General features: G+C 70.3%; 15 protein-coding genes and 1 tRNA gene. 11 read left to right on the forward strand and 5 right to left on the reverse strand.

What is annotated here, in order from left to right:
• The first annotated feature begins 44 nt into the window (after nt 1–44).
• A tRNA-Leu gene (locus ACX80N_RS05165) sits at nt 45–128 on the forward strand.
• 490 nt (nt 129–618) lie between these two features.
• On the opposite strand, the gene ACX80N_RS05170 is transcribed toward ACX80N_RS05165, so the two are convergent.
• Nucleotides 619–1,011: a hypothetical protein gene (locus ACX80N_RS05170; RefSeq protein ID WP_459338564.1), complete on the reverse strand. Its 393-nt coding sequence runs from the start codon at nt 1,009–1,011 to the stop codon at nt 619–621.
• Between the two features lie 529 nt (nt 1,012–1,540).
• Nucleotides 1,541–1,780 (reverse strand): hypothetical protein, encoded by a 240-nt coding sequence (locus ACX80N_RS05175; RefSeq protein WP_459338565.1) that lies wholly within the window; start codon nt 1,778–1,780, stop codon nt 1,541–1,543.
• A gap of 7 nt (nt 1,781–1,787) precedes the next feature.
• Between ACX80N_RS05175 and ACX80N_RS05180 the strand changes: the two genes are divergently transcribed.
• The 3 genes from ACX80N_RS05180 to ACX80N_RS05190 all read left to right on the forward strand — a co-directional run bounded on the left by ACX80N_RS05180 (nt 1,788) and on the right by ACX80N_RS05190 (nt 5,317).
• A complete protein-coding gene (locus tag ACX80N_RS05180) occupies nt 1,788–2,714 on the forward strand; it encodes a hypothetical protein (protein ID WP_459338566.1) in 927 nt (308 codons plus the stop codon).
• Nucleotides 2,715–2,849: 135 nt separating this feature from the next.
• Nucleotides 2,850–4,145 (forward strand): M20/M25/M40 family metallo-hydrolase, encoded by a 1,296-nt coding sequence (locus tag ACX80N_RS05185; protein WP_459338752.1) that lies wholly within the window; start codon nt 2,850–2,852, stop codon nt 4,143–4,145.
• Nucleotides 4,146–4,156: 11 nt separating this feature from the next.
• A complete protein-coding gene (locus tag ACX80N_RS05190; RefSeq protein ID WP_459338567.1) occupies nt 4,157–5,317 on the forward strand; it encodes an acyl-CoA dehydrogenase family protein in 1,161 nt (386 codons plus the stop codon).
• Nucleotides 5,318–5,336: 19 nt separating this feature from the next.
• Here ACX80N_RS05190 and ACX80N_RS05195 read toward each other — a convergent pair whose 3' ends face one another.
• Entirely contained in the window at nt 5,337–5,570 is a 234-nt protein-coding gene (locus ACX80N_RS05195) for a DUF5703 family protein (RefSeq protein ID WP_105030639.1), read from the reverse strand.
• A 40-nt stretch (nt 5,571–5,610) separates the two neighbouring features.
• On the opposite strand from ACX80N_RS05195, the gene ACX80N_RS05200 reads away from it, so the two are divergent.
• Complete coding sequence (locus tag ACX80N_RS05200; RefSeq protein ID WP_459338568.1) at nt 5,611–5,958, forward strand: hypothetical protein; 348 nt, start codon at nt 5,611–5,613, stop codon at nt 5,956–5,958.
• Nucleotides 5,959–6,052: 94 nt separating this feature from the next.
• On the opposite strand, the gene ACX80N_RS05205 is transcribed toward ACX80N_RS05200, so the two are convergent.
• Nucleotides 6,053–6,985, reverse strand: a complete 933-nt coding sequence (locus tag ACX80N_RS05205; protein ID WP_105030637.1) for an aldo/keto reductase — start codon at nt 6,983–6,985, stop codon at nt 6,053–6,055.
• A 50-nt stretch (nt 6,986–7,035) separates the two neighbouring features.
• On the opposite strand from ACX80N_RS05205, the gene ACX80N_RS05210 reads away from it, so the two are divergent.
• Together ACX80N_RS05210 and mshC are read left to right on the forward strand one after the other, a co-directional pair.
• Complete coding sequence (locus tag ACX80N_RS05210; protein ID WP_459338569.1) at nt 7,036–7,860, forward strand: undecaprenyl-diphosphate phosphatase; 825 nt, start codon at nt 7,036–7,038, stop codon at nt 7,858–7,860.
• Between the two features lie 23 nt (nt 7,861–7,883).
• On the forward strand, nt 7,884–9,158 hold the full coding sequence (mshC, locus tag ACX80N_RS05215) for a cysteine--1-D-myo-inosityl 2-amino-2-deoxy-alpha-D-glucopyranoside ligase (RefSeq protein WP_459338570.1): 1,275 nt from the start codon (nt 7,884–7,886) through the stop codon (nt 9,156–9,158).
• Nucleotides 9,159–9,251: 93 nt separating this feature from the next.
• Here the strand turns inward: mshC and ACX80N_RS05220 are convergent, their stop codons facing one another.
• On the reverse strand, nt 9,252–10,142 hold the full coding sequence (locus tag ACX80N_RS05220; RefSeq protein ID WP_105030634.1) for a PAC2 family protein: 891 nt from the start codon (nt 10,140–10,142) through the stop codon (nt 9,252–9,254).
• Between the two features lie 105 nt (nt 10,143–10,247).
• Here ACX80N_RS05220 and ACX80N_RS05225 point away from each other — a divergent pair, with 105 nt between their 5' ends.
• The 4 genes from ACX80N_RS05225 to arc all read left to right on the forward strand — a co-directional run bounded on the left by ACX80N_RS05225 (nt 10,248) and on the right by arc (nt 15,304).
• Entirely contained in the window at nt 10,248–11,036 is a 789-nt protein-coding gene (locus ACX80N_RS05225; RefSeq protein ID WP_459338571.1) for an HAD family hydrolase, read from the forward strand.
• Complete coding sequence (locus ACX80N_RS05230; protein WP_459338572.1) at nt 11,033–12,187, forward strand: site-2 protease family protein; 1,155 nt, start codon at nt 11,033–11,035, stop codon at nt 12,185–12,187. Before ACX80N_RS05225 ends, ACX80N_RS05230 begins: the two co-directional genes overlap by 4 nt.
• A 106-nt stretch (nt 12,188–12,293) precedes the next feature.
• Nucleotides 12,294–13,364 (forward strand): tRNA (adenine-N1)-methyltransferase, encoded by a 1,071-nt coding sequence (locus tag ACX80N_RS05235; RefSeq protein WP_105030631.1) that lies wholly within the window; start codon nt 12,294–12,296, stop codon nt 13,362–13,364.
• Between the two features lie 170 nt (nt 13,365–13,534).
• Nucleotides 13,535–15,304, forward strand: a complete 1,770-nt coding sequence (gene arc / locus ACX80N_RS05240; RefSeq protein WP_459338753.1) for a proteasome ATPase — start codon at nt 13,535–13,537, stop codon at nt 15,302–15,304.
• The last annotated feature ends 23 nt before the right edge of the window (nt 15,305–15,327 follow it).

Consider the following 15,327-nt stretch of genomic DNA (forward strand, 5'->3'; position numbering starts at 1 on the left):
TCTTACTCGTTGCTTTCGCCGGTTTCGACCGCGAAATACCACCCGCGCGGGTGGCGGAATGGCAGACGCGCTAGCTTGAGGTGCTAGTCCTCTTATTGAGGGTGGGGGTTCAAGTCCCCCTCCGCGCACAGGAAAAACCCCCGGTTCGCCGGGGGTTTTTTTGTGCCTCGACCACGCGAGGAGTAGTTGCGACCATGCGAGTGCCGAATCCGCTGCGCTGCGCATCCCCCTACGATGTGCAGCGGGGAGACTGCCTCGGCATCTACTGGTATCGACGGAAGTTCCTGATGGGGTGGTGGTTGCCTCAAGCAGTAGGATGCGGGTCCGCAACGGACACCAGACCTGAGGCCCAAGGACGCAGCATCTCAGGACGCATGACCGTGCCGGTTGCCGCCCTGTCCGGGTGGGACATCCCCTCAGGCAGGCAGATCAGCAGACTGCAGCCCTCCATGAGTCAGGAGCGGACTCCCGGTGAGTGCAAGGAGATGCCGTGGTCGACGTCCCGAAGAACGAGGGTGGTTCTGTAAGGACCCCACACCGGCGACCGTCCAGGGTGCGCTGGGACGGCCGGGGGGATTCGTGCACGGCACCCTGCGCCCTGGCGAAGTGCCTATGACGCTAGGCTGCGTGGCGCCGGGGGAAGCCGAAGATCTTCACCAGCCCGGCGATGCAGCCGAGGATCACGACGGACAGACCCGCCAGCAGCGGAACCTCGAACCCCCGAGGGGAGTCGGCCCGCTCGATCGCGATCGGTTCCGCGCTCGCGGGCGCAGAGGCGGACGCGGACGACGTCGCTGTTGGTGCGGGTTCGGCCGGTACCGTCGGCTTGGCCACCGGAGCGGCTTCGGCAGGCGCCTCCTCCACGGGCGCGACCTCGGCCATGGGAGGCATCTCCTCGAAGATCGGTTCCGGCAGCGGGGCCCCGGGAGGCAGGATCGACGGCCCGACCTGCTGGATGGGCTGCCACTCGTGGAACTGGTTCGGGGCCGGATCGGGCGCCCGCGTCTCCACTGGCGCTGGGACGGGGACAGCGGTCTTCGGAGCGGGAGGAGCCTCGGGAGTAGCTTCAGGAGTCGGAGTCGGAGTCGGAGTCGGAGTCGGAGTCGGGGCTGGGGCTGGGGGTGGGGTCGGGGCTGGGGGTTGGGTCGGGGCTGGGGCTGGGGCAGACGGGCCAGGTGTCTGCACCGGCGGATCCGGGACCACGCCAGGTGTAGTCGGGGCGGGAGTGCGGCTATCGGTGGGCTCCTCGGCCGACGCCGCAGGGATACCGAGGGCTAGCCCTCCGATCAGGACGACGGCGGCAGCGGACATCGTCCGGTTCAGTGGCTTGCTCATGAGGTTCCCTCGGTCTGTGGGCCCGACGCCCGGCGCATAGCATATCCTTCGGCGGGCAGAAACAGAAGTGATCGAAGTGCCTCAACGGGAGTGATGGTACTCATGGTGAAGTCTGTGGGGACGGAGAAGCGACCGACGACGAACCATCTACTATCCCCGGTGCACAGATGAGCTCGAATCGCCCAGCGTGTGCGGCTCCAGGCTGCTAGTCTGGCGCCACCGTCGAGCGAGGAGTGGCGTGGCACCGGAGATCGACCCGCATGACCTCACGCCCCGGCAGATCGATCTGATCAACGAGGGCCGGAAGCTCGAGGGCGTCCACCTGACCCTGCTCGGCTACTTCGGCGGCCCGGAACTGCAGGGCGCGTGCATCGGACGGATGCAGCTCGACGAGGAGGGGCAGCTCCCGGCGTCCAACTACGACTCCCCCGGAAGCCCGGCTCAAGGACCTGGTGCTCGCGCAGCTGCTCCGTGGCGCACTGCGGCAGTCCATCCCGATCGTGCTGAGCGGGATCTTCGACGACATCTTCGCGCTGCGCACGATCGAGGCCGCCGGCGGCGACCCGCAGGAGTACGTCACCTCCGCGGGAGCGCGGGTCGTCGACATCCTGCCCCCGGCGTACCGGCGCTACTACACCGCCGGGTTCATGCAGCGCTTCGCCGTCGTCGCGGCCGAGGTGGCATCGGACTTCGAGCTCGGCTGGGAGGATCCGCGCACCTTCGCGCACGAGCTCGCCGCCTACTGCTTCGCCAAGAAGGGCGTACGGAACGCCGATACCGAGTACGGCGCGAACCTCGGTGCCGTGAACCTCGACCGCCTGGTGGTCGGACTGCTCGAGGAGACCACCGTGCTGGAGGACGCCTACCAGCCGGCCCCGGAGGGCAGGCAGCCGGAGGAGCCTGCCTGGTTCGTGCCGTACGACCCTGCCTCCCGCGTGAACCCCTACCTCTACCCGGAGGGGATGCCCAGCACCGAGCAGGTCGATCTGCTCAAACACCAGCTCACCCACGAGATCCCGGAGAAGCACCCCGGCCCGGCGCGCCAGAAGGCACTGGCCGAAGGCACCCTGGTCGACATCAGCCCGTACGCCTCCGCCCGGTACTTCCTCTGCCCCGTGGCCGTGGAGCACACCGTCGTCGCGGCGCTCGGACTGGAGGGCCTGCCGGCGGAGTCCGAATGGGAGGACCTGCTGCTGCACCCCGCCTGGAACGGTGCCGCCGAGCACCCGACATGGAAGAGCTTCGACTACGTGGCCTCGGGCTTCGAGGACGAACACCTGTACGTCGCGCTGGTCGCCGGCACCGACGAGATGGACTCGCCGGTCCTCACCATCCAGTACATCGGTGAGATCACCGAGGAGTTCACCGAGGGACCGTAGGGGCCGGAAGGACAGGTCCTCACCGGGCACGGTCCGGCGTACAGGACGCGCCCGCCGGGACCCGGTGTGCACCCTCCGGTCCACCGGCTCTCGGTAGGCTGGAGGGCAACCACTACCGAGGAGGACCCCGTGGGCATGCCACCCGAAGATGAAGTCGTCAGGATCTGCCAGGACCTGATCCGAATCGACACCTCGAACTTCGGGGACAACGTGGGGCCGGGGGAGCGGCAGGCCGCGGAGCACACGGCGGGACTCATCGAGGAGGTGGGCCTGTCCGCGCAGCTCTTCGAATCGGCGCCGGGCCGCACCTCCGTCGTCGCCCGCATGGAGGGCACGAACTCCTCCCTCCCCGCCCTCGTGGTGCACGGACACCTCGACGTCGTGCCGGCGCAGAAGGAGGACTGGACCGTCGATCCCTTCGGCGGCGAGGAGAAGGACGGCTTGATCTGGGGCCGCGGTGCGGTGGACATGAAGGACATGGACGCCATGATCCTGTCCGTCCTGCGCTCCATGCAGCGCGACGGCGTCCGGCCGCAGCGCGACCTGATCTTCGGCTTCTTCGCCGACGAGGAAGCCGGTGGTGCCTACGGCGCCTCCTGGCTCGTGGACAACAAGCCTGAGGTCTTCGAGGGAGCCACGGAAGCCATCTCCGAGGTGGGAGGCTTCTCGGCCACGATCGGCGGCCAGCGTACCTACCTCCTGCAGACGGCGGAGAAGGGCATCTCCTGGTTGCGGCTCGTGGCGCACGGCCGCGCGGGCCACGGTTCGCAGATCAACACCGACAACGCCGTGACCGCCCTGGCCCGCGCCGTCACCCGGATCGGCGACCACGCCTGGCCCATCGAACTCACCCCCACCACCCGCCAGTTCCTCGACGGCGTCACCGAGCTGACGGGCGTCGAGTTCGACCCCGACAACCCCGACATCATCCTCAAGGAGCTGGGTACGGTGGCGCGCTTCGTCGGGGCGACCCTGCAGAATACTGCCAACCCCACGGTCCTGAAGGGCGGGTACAAGCACAACGTCATCCCCGGCACCGCCGAGGCGCTCATCGACGTGCGGACGCTGCCGGGCCAGCAGGACCAGGTCCTGGAGATCATCCGCGGCCTCGCGGGCGAGGGTGTAGACGTGAGCTACGAGCACAAGGACACCTCCCTCGAGGTCCCCTTTGCGGGCAACCTGGTGGACTCGATGATCGACGCCCTGCACGCCGAGGATCCCGGGGCGAAGGTCCTGCCCTACACGCTCTCGGGCGGCACGGACAACAAGTCGCTGAGCCGCCTCGGCATCACCGGCTACGGCTTCGCGCCCCTGCAGCTGCCCGACGAGCTCGACTTCACGGGCATGTTCCACGGCGTCGACGAGCGCGTCCCGACGGACTCGCTGCGTTTCGGCGCCAAGGTGCTCTCCCGCCTCCTCACCACCTACTGAGAGGACCGTCCGTGACGGCGTCGACCCCGGACCCGCTCCTGACCGCGGAGCTACTCGAGCGCTTCCGCGCCCGGGCTGCCGGTTACGACGACGCCAACACCTTCTTCACGGAGGACTTCGCCGAACTCGAGTCCGCCGGGTACCTCCGGATGCTGGTGGACACCCCGCCGGGCGATGCGGGTGGGATGGGAGGGGCGGCAGCTGCACAGCGGCGGCTGGCCTCTGCCGCTCCCGCGACCGCCCTCGGGGTCAACATGCACCTGGTGTGGACGGCCGTCGCGGGACTCCTCGCCGACCGGGGGGACGCGTCGCTGCGGTTCGTCCTCGACGACGCCGCGCAGGGCGAGATCTTCGCGTTCGGCGTCTCCGAACCGGGCAACGACGCCGTGCTGTTCGACTCGCTGACGCGCGTCGAGTCCCTGCCTGACGGCGGCTTCGGCTTCACCGGTACGAAGGTCTTCACGAGCCTCTCGCCCGTGTGGACCCGGCTCGGGATCTTCGGCAAGCTCGAGGGGCAGGACGGCGAGGACGTGATCCTCCACGCGTTCGTGCCGCGGGGGACGCCCGGCGTGGAGATCGTCGAGGACTGGAACCCGCTCGGGATGCGCGCCACGCAGTCCCACACGACCCGCCTGTCCGACGTGCGCGTGCCCGCCGGCGCCGTCTTCCGGCGCATCCCGGTCGGCCCGAACGCGGACCTCCTCGTGTTCGGGATCTTCGCCGCCTTCGAGAGCCTCATCGCCTCGGTCTATCTCGGGATCGCGGATCGGGCGCTCGACCTCGCAGCCCTTGCACTGGCCCGGCGGCGGAGCCAGGTCGCGGACCGCCCGCTCGCCGACGACCCTGTCCTCCGGAACCTCCTGGCCGGCGCGGCCATGCGGCGGACCGGAGCCGAGGCCGAGCTCCGCAGCGTGACGCAGGACCTCGACGCCCGGACCGACGTCGGATCGCAGTGGTTCGCGCGGCTTGTGACGCTGAAGACCCACGCAGTCGACGCGGCGGTCGCCGCGACCGGTGCGGCTCTGCACGTGGGCGGTGGCTCGGGCTTCTCGGCGTCGTCCGAGGTGGCGCGGCTGCACCGCGACGCCCTTGCCGGTCAGTTCCACCCATCGACGGAGGAGTCGGCGCGCGCCACCGTGGCCACGGCCCTGCTCGGTCCGCCGTCCACCTGAGACAGGCGCCCGTCGGTTGCTAGGCGGTGCGCTCGACCCGCAGCACCTTGCGTCGCAGCCAGTACCGCCTGCTGCCACCCATGTAGATGCAGCTGCGCTCCAGTTCCCACTTCCCGTACTCGGCGTGTTCGGTCAGTAGCTTCCGTGCCGCGGGCAGGGGCTCACCGGCGTTGACGGTGAGGACGAGATACTCGTATTGCCGCCCGTAATCGCGTTGCCGGACGGCCGTGGCGTTCAGAAAATGTTCTCGCATATCCCTCCAATTCGGATCACTTTACCGATAACGTCTAGCCATGAGCATAGATCCGCGTGTCGCGCTCCAGTCGCTCGTGACGGCCCTCGAGGAACACCTCGCTGCGTCGGCGTCACGCCGGCGCGAGACGGACCCCGCGGTCGCAGCGGCGTACCTCGGCATCGTGGACGCGTTCGAGGTGTACGAGGAAGCACTCTACGACGCCTTCGGCGAGCTGACGCCCTTCGAGATCTACGAGGAATCGGACGACGACGATCCCGACCTCGCGGACGACGACGACCTCGAGGATGCCGACGACGATGCCGACGACGATGCCGACGACGCCGAGGATGGCGGTGACGGTACCGGGTTCGCGTCGGACCGCGTCGAGGCCGAGATAGAGCACTGACCACGGAGCGGCCGGTTCCCCTGTCCGGCACCGACGGGCGGGCGGCCCTGATGCGACGGACCGATCATGGGAGGGCCGGTCGGGACACGACGGATCAGGACAGGGCCGAGACCTCGTCCAGCACCTCCGCGATGGGCCCGGCGACGGGTGCGCCGCTGGTCTCCAGGATCTCCTTGAGCTGCTGCGGGGTCCGCGCGCCGATGATCGCCGCGGCGACGCCGGGCCGGTGCAGGAGCCAGCGCAGCGCGAGCTCGTGCGGCTGCAGGTCAAGGCCCCGGGACGCGGTGCACAGAGCCTCCGTGACCCGCTGGGGTTTCCCGGAGAGGTAGGGCTCGACGTAGGGCGACCACACCTCGGACGCGGCGCGTGACTCCGCGGGGATCCTGCCGCGGTACTTGCCGGTGAGGACCCCACGGCCGAGGGGGCCCCAGGCCAGGACCGCCGCGCCGCAGGCCTCGGCCGCCGGGAAGACCTCGCGTTCGGCGCCCCGGCTCACGAGCGAGTACTCGACGTCGTTGACCAGGAGGGGGAAGGACGCCGTCGACGCGGCCCGCGCGAACTCCCAGCCGGAGTAGTTGGAGACCCCCACATAGCGAGCGCGGCCGCTCGAGTAGGCCACGCCGAGCGCGCTCAGGGTCTCCTGCAGTGGAACCGCGGGATCGGGGGAGGGCGCGAGCCACACGTCCACGTGGTCCGTGCCGAGCAGTGACAGGGACGCATCCAGGGAGTCGAGCAGGCCGCGCCTGGAACTGTCGAGGCGCCGGCTGCCCGAGCGGGTGGTACCGCCCTGCACCACGAGGACGAGCTCCGAGCGTGCCACGGTGTCGCCGATGAAGGACCCGAGCATCGCCTCGGCCTGGCCCTCGCCGTAGCGGGCCGCGGTCTCGACGAGGGTGCCCCCGGCGTCGGTGAACAGCCGGAGCTGCTCGCGGGCCGCCTCCTCGGTCACCTCCTGGCCCCAGTTCATGGTGCCCAGTCCCAGCGCAGAGACGGTCAGGCCGCTCGCTCCCACGTTTCGCCGTTGCATGAGGCCTAGCCTAAAGCCTGGCCCTCGCCGCATGGCTTAGGGTCGTAAGGGTGCATTGGATAGAAGCAGTCATCCTGGGATTCGTCCAGGGCCTCACCGAATTCCTGCCCATCTCCTCGAGCGCACACCTGCGCATCGTGGGCGAGCTCCTGCCGAACGCGCAGGACCCGGGGGCGGCATTCACAGCGATCACGCAGCTCGGTACGGAGACCGCCGTCGTCGTGTTCTTCTGGCGGGACATCGTCCGGATCGTCAGGGCGTGGTTCGGCGCCCTGCGGGGCACGGTTCCGCGGAACGACCCGGATGTGCGCATGGGCTGGCTCGTCATCCTCGGCAGCGTCCCGATCGTGGTGCTAGGTCTCCTGTTCCAGGACCAGATCGAGAGCACGTTCCGCAGCATGTGGATCGTGGCCACCATGCTGATCGTCTTCGGGCTGATCCTGGCCGTCGCCGACCACGTGGGACGGCAGACGCGTGACCTCTCGAGCCTGACGTACCGGCACGGCATCCTGTACGGACTGGCGCAGGCTCTGGCCCTCGTCCCGGGCGTGTCGCGCTCGGGCGGGACCATCACGGCGGGCCTGCTCATGGGCTACACACGCGAGGCCGCGGCCCGCTACTCTTTCCTGCTCGCGATCCCGGCCGTCTTCGGCAGCGGCGTGTTCCAGCTCGTGAAGAGCTACGACGAGACCGGCCCGTACGCCCTCCCGGAGACGGCGCTGGCCACCGTGGTGGCCTTCGTCGTGGGCTTCGCGATCATCGGCTGGTTCCTGAAGTTCGTCACGACGCGCGGTTACGGACTCTTCGTCTGGTACCGGATCCTGCTCGGTCTCGCGCTGTACGTGCTGCTCGGCCTCGGTGTCATCAGCGCCTGACGCCGGGCCGTAAGGTAGAACGTGTGATTGCGTGGAACTCGACTCCTGTCCCAGAACTCGACGGCACCCAGTCGGACATCACCCTGTTCGACACCGCCCTCCAGGAGCCGGCACCGCTCGCGGCCGAGCCCGGGCGTAGCCTCTACGTCTGCGGCATCACCCCCTACGACGCCACCCACCTCGGGCACGCGGCCACCTACGTGGCCTTCGACCTGCTGAACCGGACGTGGCGGGACGCCGGATCCACGGTGTCCTATGTCCAGAACGTGACCGACGTCGACGATCCCCTCCTCGAGCGCGCGACCGCGACAGGCGTGGACTGGCAGGACCTCGCGGCCGGGCAGATCGCCCTGTTCCGGGAGGACATGGAAGCCCTCAACGTGCTGCCGCCCGACCGGTACATCGGCGCCGTCGAGTCGATCGACTGGATCGTGCCCGTCGTCGAGGACCTGGTGGGGCGCGGCCTCGCCTATGCCGTCCACGGGAGGGAGGGCGAGCCCGACGGCGACATCTACTTCGACCTCGACGCGTGCGCCGCGCTCGGGGAGGACGACGACGCCCGCTGGTTCCTGGGGCAGGTCTCCCACCTCGACGCCGGGACCATGCTCGCGCTGTCCGCGGAGCGTGGCGGGGACCCGGCGCGCCCGGGCAAGCGCAACGCGCTCGATCCGCTGCTGTGGCGCAGCGCGCGGGCGGGCGAGCCGCGCTGGCCCGGCGGGTCGCTGGGCGAGGGAAGGCCCGGCTGGCACATCGAGTGCGCCGTGATCGCCCGGCGCTTCCTGCCCTCGCCCTTCACCGTGCAGGGCGGCGGCTCGGATCTCGTGTTCCCGCACCACGAGATGAGCGCATCGCACGCGTGGGCCGCCGGCGGCACGCCCCTCGCCCGCCACTACGCCCACGCCGGCATGGTCGGGTTCGAGGGCGAGAAGATGAGCAAGTCCCGGGGGAACCTGGTCCTGGTGTCCCGACTGCGCCGGGACGGCGTCGATCCCGCGGCGATCCGTCTGGCCCTCCTGGCCCACCACTACCGAGCGGACTGGTCCTGGACGGACCGGGTGCTGGAGGAGGCCGTGGGCCGCCTCGCCGCGTGGCGGGAGGCCGCCGACGATGCCACGCGGGCCGATGTCGACGTCGTGCGTGAGCGGATCCGTGAACACCTGGCGGACGACCTCGACGCGCCGTCGGCCGTGGCGGCCGTGGACGCGTGGGCAGCGGGCCTCAGGGGCGGTGCCGGGGACGCCGCCGGCCGGCAGGCGCTGGCCGACGTCCTCGACGCCCTGCTCGGCGTCCGGCTCTAGCCGTCCCGGCCCCGTTCCCGCACGTCGGTGCGGCGCTCCTCCGGTCTGCCCGCAGGCCACCCGGTGCCCGCACCTACTGCGGGTACCTCCCGGCTACTGCTCGCGGCGCCGCTTCTTGAGGTAGCGCTCGAACTCGCGGGCTATCGATTCGCCGCTCGCCTCGGGCAGGTCCACCGTGTCCTTGGCTTCCTCGAGCTGCCGCACGTAGGCCGCGACCTCCGGATCCTCCGTGGCCAGTTCGTCCACGCCGCGCTCCCAGGCCTCCGACTCCTCCGTCAGCATGTGCGTGTCCACCGTGACCTGCAGGATCTCCTCGAGCTTGTTCAGCAGGGCGAGCTGCGCCTTCGGGGACGGTGACTGGCCCACATAGTGCGGTACGGCGGCCCACAGCGACAGGGTGGGGATGTCCGCGAGCAGTCCCATCTCCGCCAGCACGCCCACGATCCCGATCGGCCCCTCGTAGGTGGACGGCTCCACGTCCAGGCTCTCGCGCACGAGGTCGTCGTCCGAGGTGACGGTCACGGGGATGGGACGCGAGTGGGGGACGTCCGCCAGCAGCGCCCCGACCAGGACGATGCAGTCGACGCTGAGCTCCTTGGCCAGCGCGACCAGCTCTGCCGTGTAGGCACGCCACTTGTAGGAGGGCTCGACGCCGTTGACGAGGATCAGGTCCACGTTCGAGTCCGGCACCACCGTCTTGCTGATGCGGGTGTTGGGCCACTTGATGCGGCGCTGCCCCGAGGAGTTCCGCTTGATCATCGGGCGCGTGAACTGGAAGTCGTAGAACTCGTCGGCGTCGATGGTGGAGATCCGTTCGCTGCCGAAGAACCGCCCCATGTACTTCAGGGCGTCGCTCGCCGCCTCCCCGGCGTCGTTCCAGCCCTCGAAGGCCGCGAGCAGGATCGTGGTCCGTCGCTCGGGCTCGCCGGCATCCTGGAAAAGGTCCTGTATGCCGTTCGGCTGATTCTCTTCGAAGCTGTCCACGCTCTCACCCTAAACCCCGGCGCGCAGCCATGTCAGGCGTGCTTCCGGCACTACGCGCAGAGCTGACGTGCGGGTCCGCCGGGGCCCCACCGTAGACTTGGAGGCATGGCCAACCACCCCACAGGCACCGTCCAGACGCTGTCCGGCACCCGATCCGACGACCTCCACGAGGCAGGCAGCGGGACCCTCCGCGGCCTGCAGGCGGTCCTCTGGGACATGGACGGGACGATCGTCGACACGGAGCCGTACTGGATCAGGGCCGAGAAGGAACTGGTCGAGTCCTTCGGCGGCACCTGGACCACCGAGCAGGCCACGGCCCTCGTGGGCCAGGCGCTCGAGTACTCCGCCGGACAGCTCCAGCAGGCGGGTGTGGAGCTCGGGATCCGGGAGATCATCGGGCACCTGACGGAGCGGGTCGCAGCCGAGGTCCGGGCAGCGGTCCCCTGGCGGCCCGGGGCGCGGGAGCTGCTCGCCGCGCTGCGCGAGGAGGGGGTCCCCTGCGCGATGGTCACCATGTCCGAGACGCTCCTCGCGAGCGCGGTGGCGGCCCGGCTGCCGGAGGGCACCTTCAGCCACCTGGTGACGGGGGACCGCGTGAGCGCCGGCAAGCCCGACCCGGAGGCCTACCAGCTGGGCTTCGACCTGCTCGCGGCGGACCACCCGGGCCTGCGCAAGGACCGCGTCGTGGCTGTCGAGGACTCCCTGCCCGGTGTGACCTCCGCGCTGGCGGCCGGCCTGGTCACGCTCGCCGTCCCGCACTTCGTGCCGCTCCCGGCCGACGACCGCCGCACCGACTGGGAGACGCTCGCCGGGCGGACCCCGGCCGATCTCGCGGCACTCCTGCCCCGGGACGCCGGAAACGGTGATGCCCGCGGGATTCGTGAGGACGCATGAGCAGCGGCCAGCAGGCGGCCAGGCCCGAGCCGAGCCCCGGCCTGTCCCTGGGCCGCATCGCCGGGATCCCCGTGGTCCTGGCCTGGTCCTGGTTCGTCATCACGGCCTTCATCGTGCTGGTGTTCGGCCCGCGCGTGGCGGCCAATTTCCCAGGGCTCGGAGCGGGCGCGTACGGCGTCGCCCTCGGCTACGCGCTGCTCCTCGCCGCCTCGGTGCTCCTGCACGAACTCGCGCACGCCCTCACGGCGCGCGCCTTCGGCTGGCCCACCACCCGGATCGTGCTCAACCTGTGGGGCGGCCACACCCAGTTCGCGAGCTTCAACGCCTCACCCGGGCGCTCGCTCCTCGTGGCCCTCGCCGGGCCGGCCGCGAACTTCGTCCTCGCGGGCCTCGGCTGGGCCCTCCTGCGGGCCATGACGCCCGGGTCCGTCTCCTACCTGCTGACCACCATCCTCGTCTGGGCCAATCTGCTCGTGGCCCTCTTCAACGTCCTGCCCGGCCTCCCGCTGGACGGCGGCCGCCTCGTCGAGAGCGCGGTGTGGAAGGCGACCGGAAGCCAGGAGAGGGGCACCGTCGCCGCGGGCTGGGCCGGACGCATCATCGTCATCCTCTTCCTCGGCGTCGTGGTGGGCCTTCCACTGGTCCGCGGGCAGCAGGCGGACCTGACCCTGATCGTCATCACCGTCGTGATGGGCGCCTTCCTGTGGATGGGCGCGAGCGCCGCCATCGAGAACGCCCGGATGCGCCAGCGCCTTCCGGAGATCAGTGCCGGCAGGCTCCAGCAGCGCGCCCTCGGCCTGCCGGCGGGCACGAGCATCGCCGTCGCGCGCCGCATGCTGCGCGAGAACCCCGGTGTCGCCGTCGTCGTCACAGCTCCCTCCGGGACCCCGGAAGCGGTGGTCGACGAGGCCGCCCTGCTCGCCGTCCCCGACGAGGCGGCGGGAACGACGCCGGTCGACGCCGCCGCCCGGCGCCTCGCGGCCGGCGCCTACGTCCCCGAGTGGGCGGAGGGGCAGGAACTGGTCCAGTTCCTCGCACGCCTCGAGGGCAGCGAGTACGCCGTGATCAACCGTCAGGGCACGGTGACCGGAGTGCTCCACCAGCGGACCGTCGTGCACGCCATCACGGGCAAGGGCACTCCCGGCCCCTGACCGGCGCCCACCCACCGGTCCGCCCCGTCCGCTCCTTCCATCTCCCGTCCACCGCCAGCACCCGTTCACCCACGCCGGTTCCGCCGGCCCACGCCGAAGGACTCCCATGAGCACCCCTCCACAGCCCCACGCCTCCCCGACCCCGCATGGCGCGCACGCGCGGCGCGGGCCCTTCCGAGCCGGGGAGCGGGTGCAGCTGACCGACGAGAAGGGCCGCATGAACACCATCACCCTGACACCCGGCGGCGCCTTCCACACCCACAAGGGCTTCCTGCAGCACGACGCCCTGATCGGCGCCACCGAGGGGACCATCCTCGAGAACACCACAGGGCAGCTCTACCAGGCGCTGCGGCCCCTCCTGTCGGACTTCGTGCTCTCGATGCCCCGCGGTGCCGCCGTGGTCTACCCCAAGGACGCGGGCCAGATCGTGACGATGGCGGACATCTTCCCCGGGGCGCGCGTGGTCGAGGCCGGCGTCGGCTCGGGCGCCCTGTCCATCTCGCTCCTGCGGGCCGTCGGCGACGCCGGTTCCCTCCACTCGTTCGAGCGGCGCGAGGAGTTCGCCGACATCGCGCGCGGCAACGTGGAGACGATCTTCGGCGGCCCCCACCCTGCATGGCAGATCACGCTCGGCGACTTCCAGGAGCAGGTGCTGGAGCAGGAGGAACCCGGCGCGGTGGACCGCGTGGTGCTCGACATGCTCGCTCCGTGGGAGTGCCTGGACGCCGTCGCCACGGTCCTCGCCCCCGGCGGTGTGTGGATCAGCTACGTCGCCACCGTCACCCAGCTCTCCCGCACCGCCGAGGCCATCCGGGCCGACGGGCGCTTCACCGAGCCGGAGGGCTGGGAGTCCATGGTGCGCGGCTGGCACCTCGAGGGCCTCGCCGTCCGGCCCGACCACCGCATGGTCGCCCACACCGGGTTCCTCATCACCACCCGTCGGCTGGCCCCCGGCGCCACGGGTTTCACGCCCAAGCGCCGGCCGTCCAAGACCGGGTTCAGCGAGGAGGACCTCAACGCCTGGACCCCCCAGGCCGTGGGGGAGCGCGACGTGTCCGACAAGCGCCTCCGACGGGTCGCACGCGATGCGGCGTCGACCATCCAGCGCGGCTCCCTCCCCCCGGAGGAGGCCCAGGCCCGGCGCGACGCGATCGCCGACGGCGGCTCCGTCGAGTAGGTGGCGCCGCCGGTGGATCGTGTGGGCGGGGCCGCACGTTGACCCAGCGGTGTCGACTGCACATCAAGCCTGTGCGGTCCACACCGGACAGAACAGGCCGCACTGCGGAGGCGGCTCTGCGCTAAGGTCGAAAGACAGCTGAAAGTTCGAACGTGAGGTGGCGAACCGACATGGCGGAACCCGACGACTACCCTCCCGGCGCTGACCAGCGGGGGCCCCTCCCGCCTGCGGCCGGCCCCTCCGCCGAGCACTCCGTCGCCCAGCGCCAGCTGAACGTGGTGCGGGACAAGCTGCGGTCGATCGACCGCCAGCTGGCCGCGGCCACGCAGAACAACGGCAGGCTCGTCTCGGCCCTCGAGTCCGCCCGCACGGAGATCGTACGGCTCAAGGCCGCCCTCGAGAAGGAGGGCGCGGCACCCTTCAGCTTCGCCACCGTGATGCAGGTGAACCCGAAGCGGCCCTCGGAACCGGGGACCACCACCGAGGCGACCGTGCAGGACACGGCGGACATCCTGCAGTCGGGGCGGAAGCTCCGCGTCACCGTCAGCCCCCTGATCAACGTCCGCCAGCTCGCCCCGGGCCAGGAGGTGCTGCTCAACGAGTCCCTCACCGTCGTCGCGGCGCTCGGCTACGAGCGGGCCGGAGAGATCGTCACGGTCAAGGAGCTCCTGGGCGCCGATCGTGCCCTCGTGGTGGGCCGCACCGACGACGAACGCGTCATCAGGCTCAGCGGGCCGTTGCGGGCCGAGCGGATCCGGGTGGGAGACGCGCTCGCCGTCGACACGAAGTCCGGCTACGGTCTCGAGAAGGTGCCGCGCAGCGAGGTGGAGAACCTCGTGCTCGAGGAGGTCCCGGACATCGCCTACGGCGACATCGGCGGGCTCGGCCCCCAGATCGAGCAGATCCGCGACGCGGTCGAGCTGCCCTTCCTGCACCCGGACCTCTACCGGGAGCACGGCCTCAAGCCGCCCAAGGGGATCCTGCTCTACGGGCCTCCCGGGTGCGGCAAGACCCTCATCGCGAAAGCCGTCGCCAACTCCCTCGCCGCGCGCGCCGCGGAGCGGGCCGGCGTGGAGCAGATCCGGAGCTACTTCCTGAACATCAAGGGCCCGGAACTGCTGGACAAGTACGTGGGCGAGACCGAGCGCCACATCCGGCTCATCTTCGCCAGGGCCCGCGAGAAGGCCTCGGACGGCAGCCCCGTGGTGGTGTTCTTCGACGAGATGGACTCGCTGTTCCGCACCCGAGGCACAGGAGTGTCCTCCGACGTCGAGACCACCATCGTGCCCCAGCTCCTGAGCGAGATCGACGGCGTGGAGAAGCTCGAGAACGTGATCGTCATCGGCGCCTCGAACCGCGAGGACATGATCGATCCGGCGATCCTGCGGCCGGGCCGCCTGGACGTGAAGATCAAGATCCAGCGGCCCGACGCCGAGGGCGCCGCCGAGATCTTCGCCAAGTACATCACCGCCGACCTGCCGCTGCATGCCGACGACCTCGCGGAGAACGGGCATGATCCGCAGACCACCATCTCCGAGATGATCCGCCGCACTGTGGAGAAGATGTACTCGACGGACAAGTCCAACGAGTACCTCGAGGTGACCTACGCCAACGGGGACACCGAGATGCTGTACTTCAAGGACTTCAACTCCGGCGCCGTGATCCAGAACGTGGTGGACCGCGCCAAGAAGTACGCCATCAAGGACCTCCTCCTCGACGGCAGCAAGGGCCTGCGCATCGAGCACCTCATGCGGGCCGTGGTGGACGAGTTCCGGGAGCACGAGGACATGCCGAACACCACGAACCCCGACGACTGGGCGCGCATCTCCGGCAAGAAGGGCGAGCGCATCACCTACATCAGGACCATCGTGCAGGGCAAGGCCGGCCAGGAACCCGGCAAGTCCATCGAGACGACGGCGAATACGGGCCAGTATCTGTGATCGGAACCGGGGGACGAGGGACC

The sequence above is a fragment of the Arthrobacter sp. MDT2-16 genome (genome assembly GCF_054510925.1).

Excerpts from the sequence above, each read along its gene's own strand:
- ACX80N_RS05185 (WP_459338752.1), top strand. The coding sequence starts at position 2,850 with ATGCCACCCGAAGATGAAGTCGTCAGGATCTGCCAGGACCTGATCCGA.
- ACX80N_RS05195 (WP_105030639.1), bottom strand. The coding sequence starts at position 5,570 with ATGCGAGAACATTTTCTGAACGCCACGGCCGTCCGGCAACGCGATTAC.
- ACX80N_RS05200 (WP_459338568.1), top strand. The coding sequence starts at position 5,611 with ATGAGCATAGATCCGCGTGTCGCGCTCCAGTCGCTCGTGACGGCCCTC.
- ACX80N_RS05205 (WP_105030637.1), bottom strand. The coding sequence starts at position 6,985 with ATGCAACGGCGAAACGTGGGAGCGAGCGGCCTGACCGTCTCTGCGCTG.
- ACX80N_RS05225 (WP_459338571.1), top strand. The coding sequence starts at position 10,248 with ATGGCCAACCACCCCACAGGCACCGTCCAGACGCTGTCCGGCACCCGA.
- ACX80N_RS05230 (WP_459338572.1), top strand. The coding sequence starts at position 11,033 with ATGAGCAGCGGCCAGCAGGCGGCCAGGCCCGAGCCGAGCCCCGGCCTG.
- ACX80N_RS05235 (WP_105030631.1), top strand. The coding sequence starts at position 12,294 with ATGAGCACCCCTCCACAGCCCCACGCCTCCCCGACCCCGCATGGCGCG.
- arc (WP_459338753.1), top strand. The coding sequence starts at position 13,535 with ATGGCGGAACCCGACGACTACCCTCCCGGCGCTGACCAGCGGGGGCCC.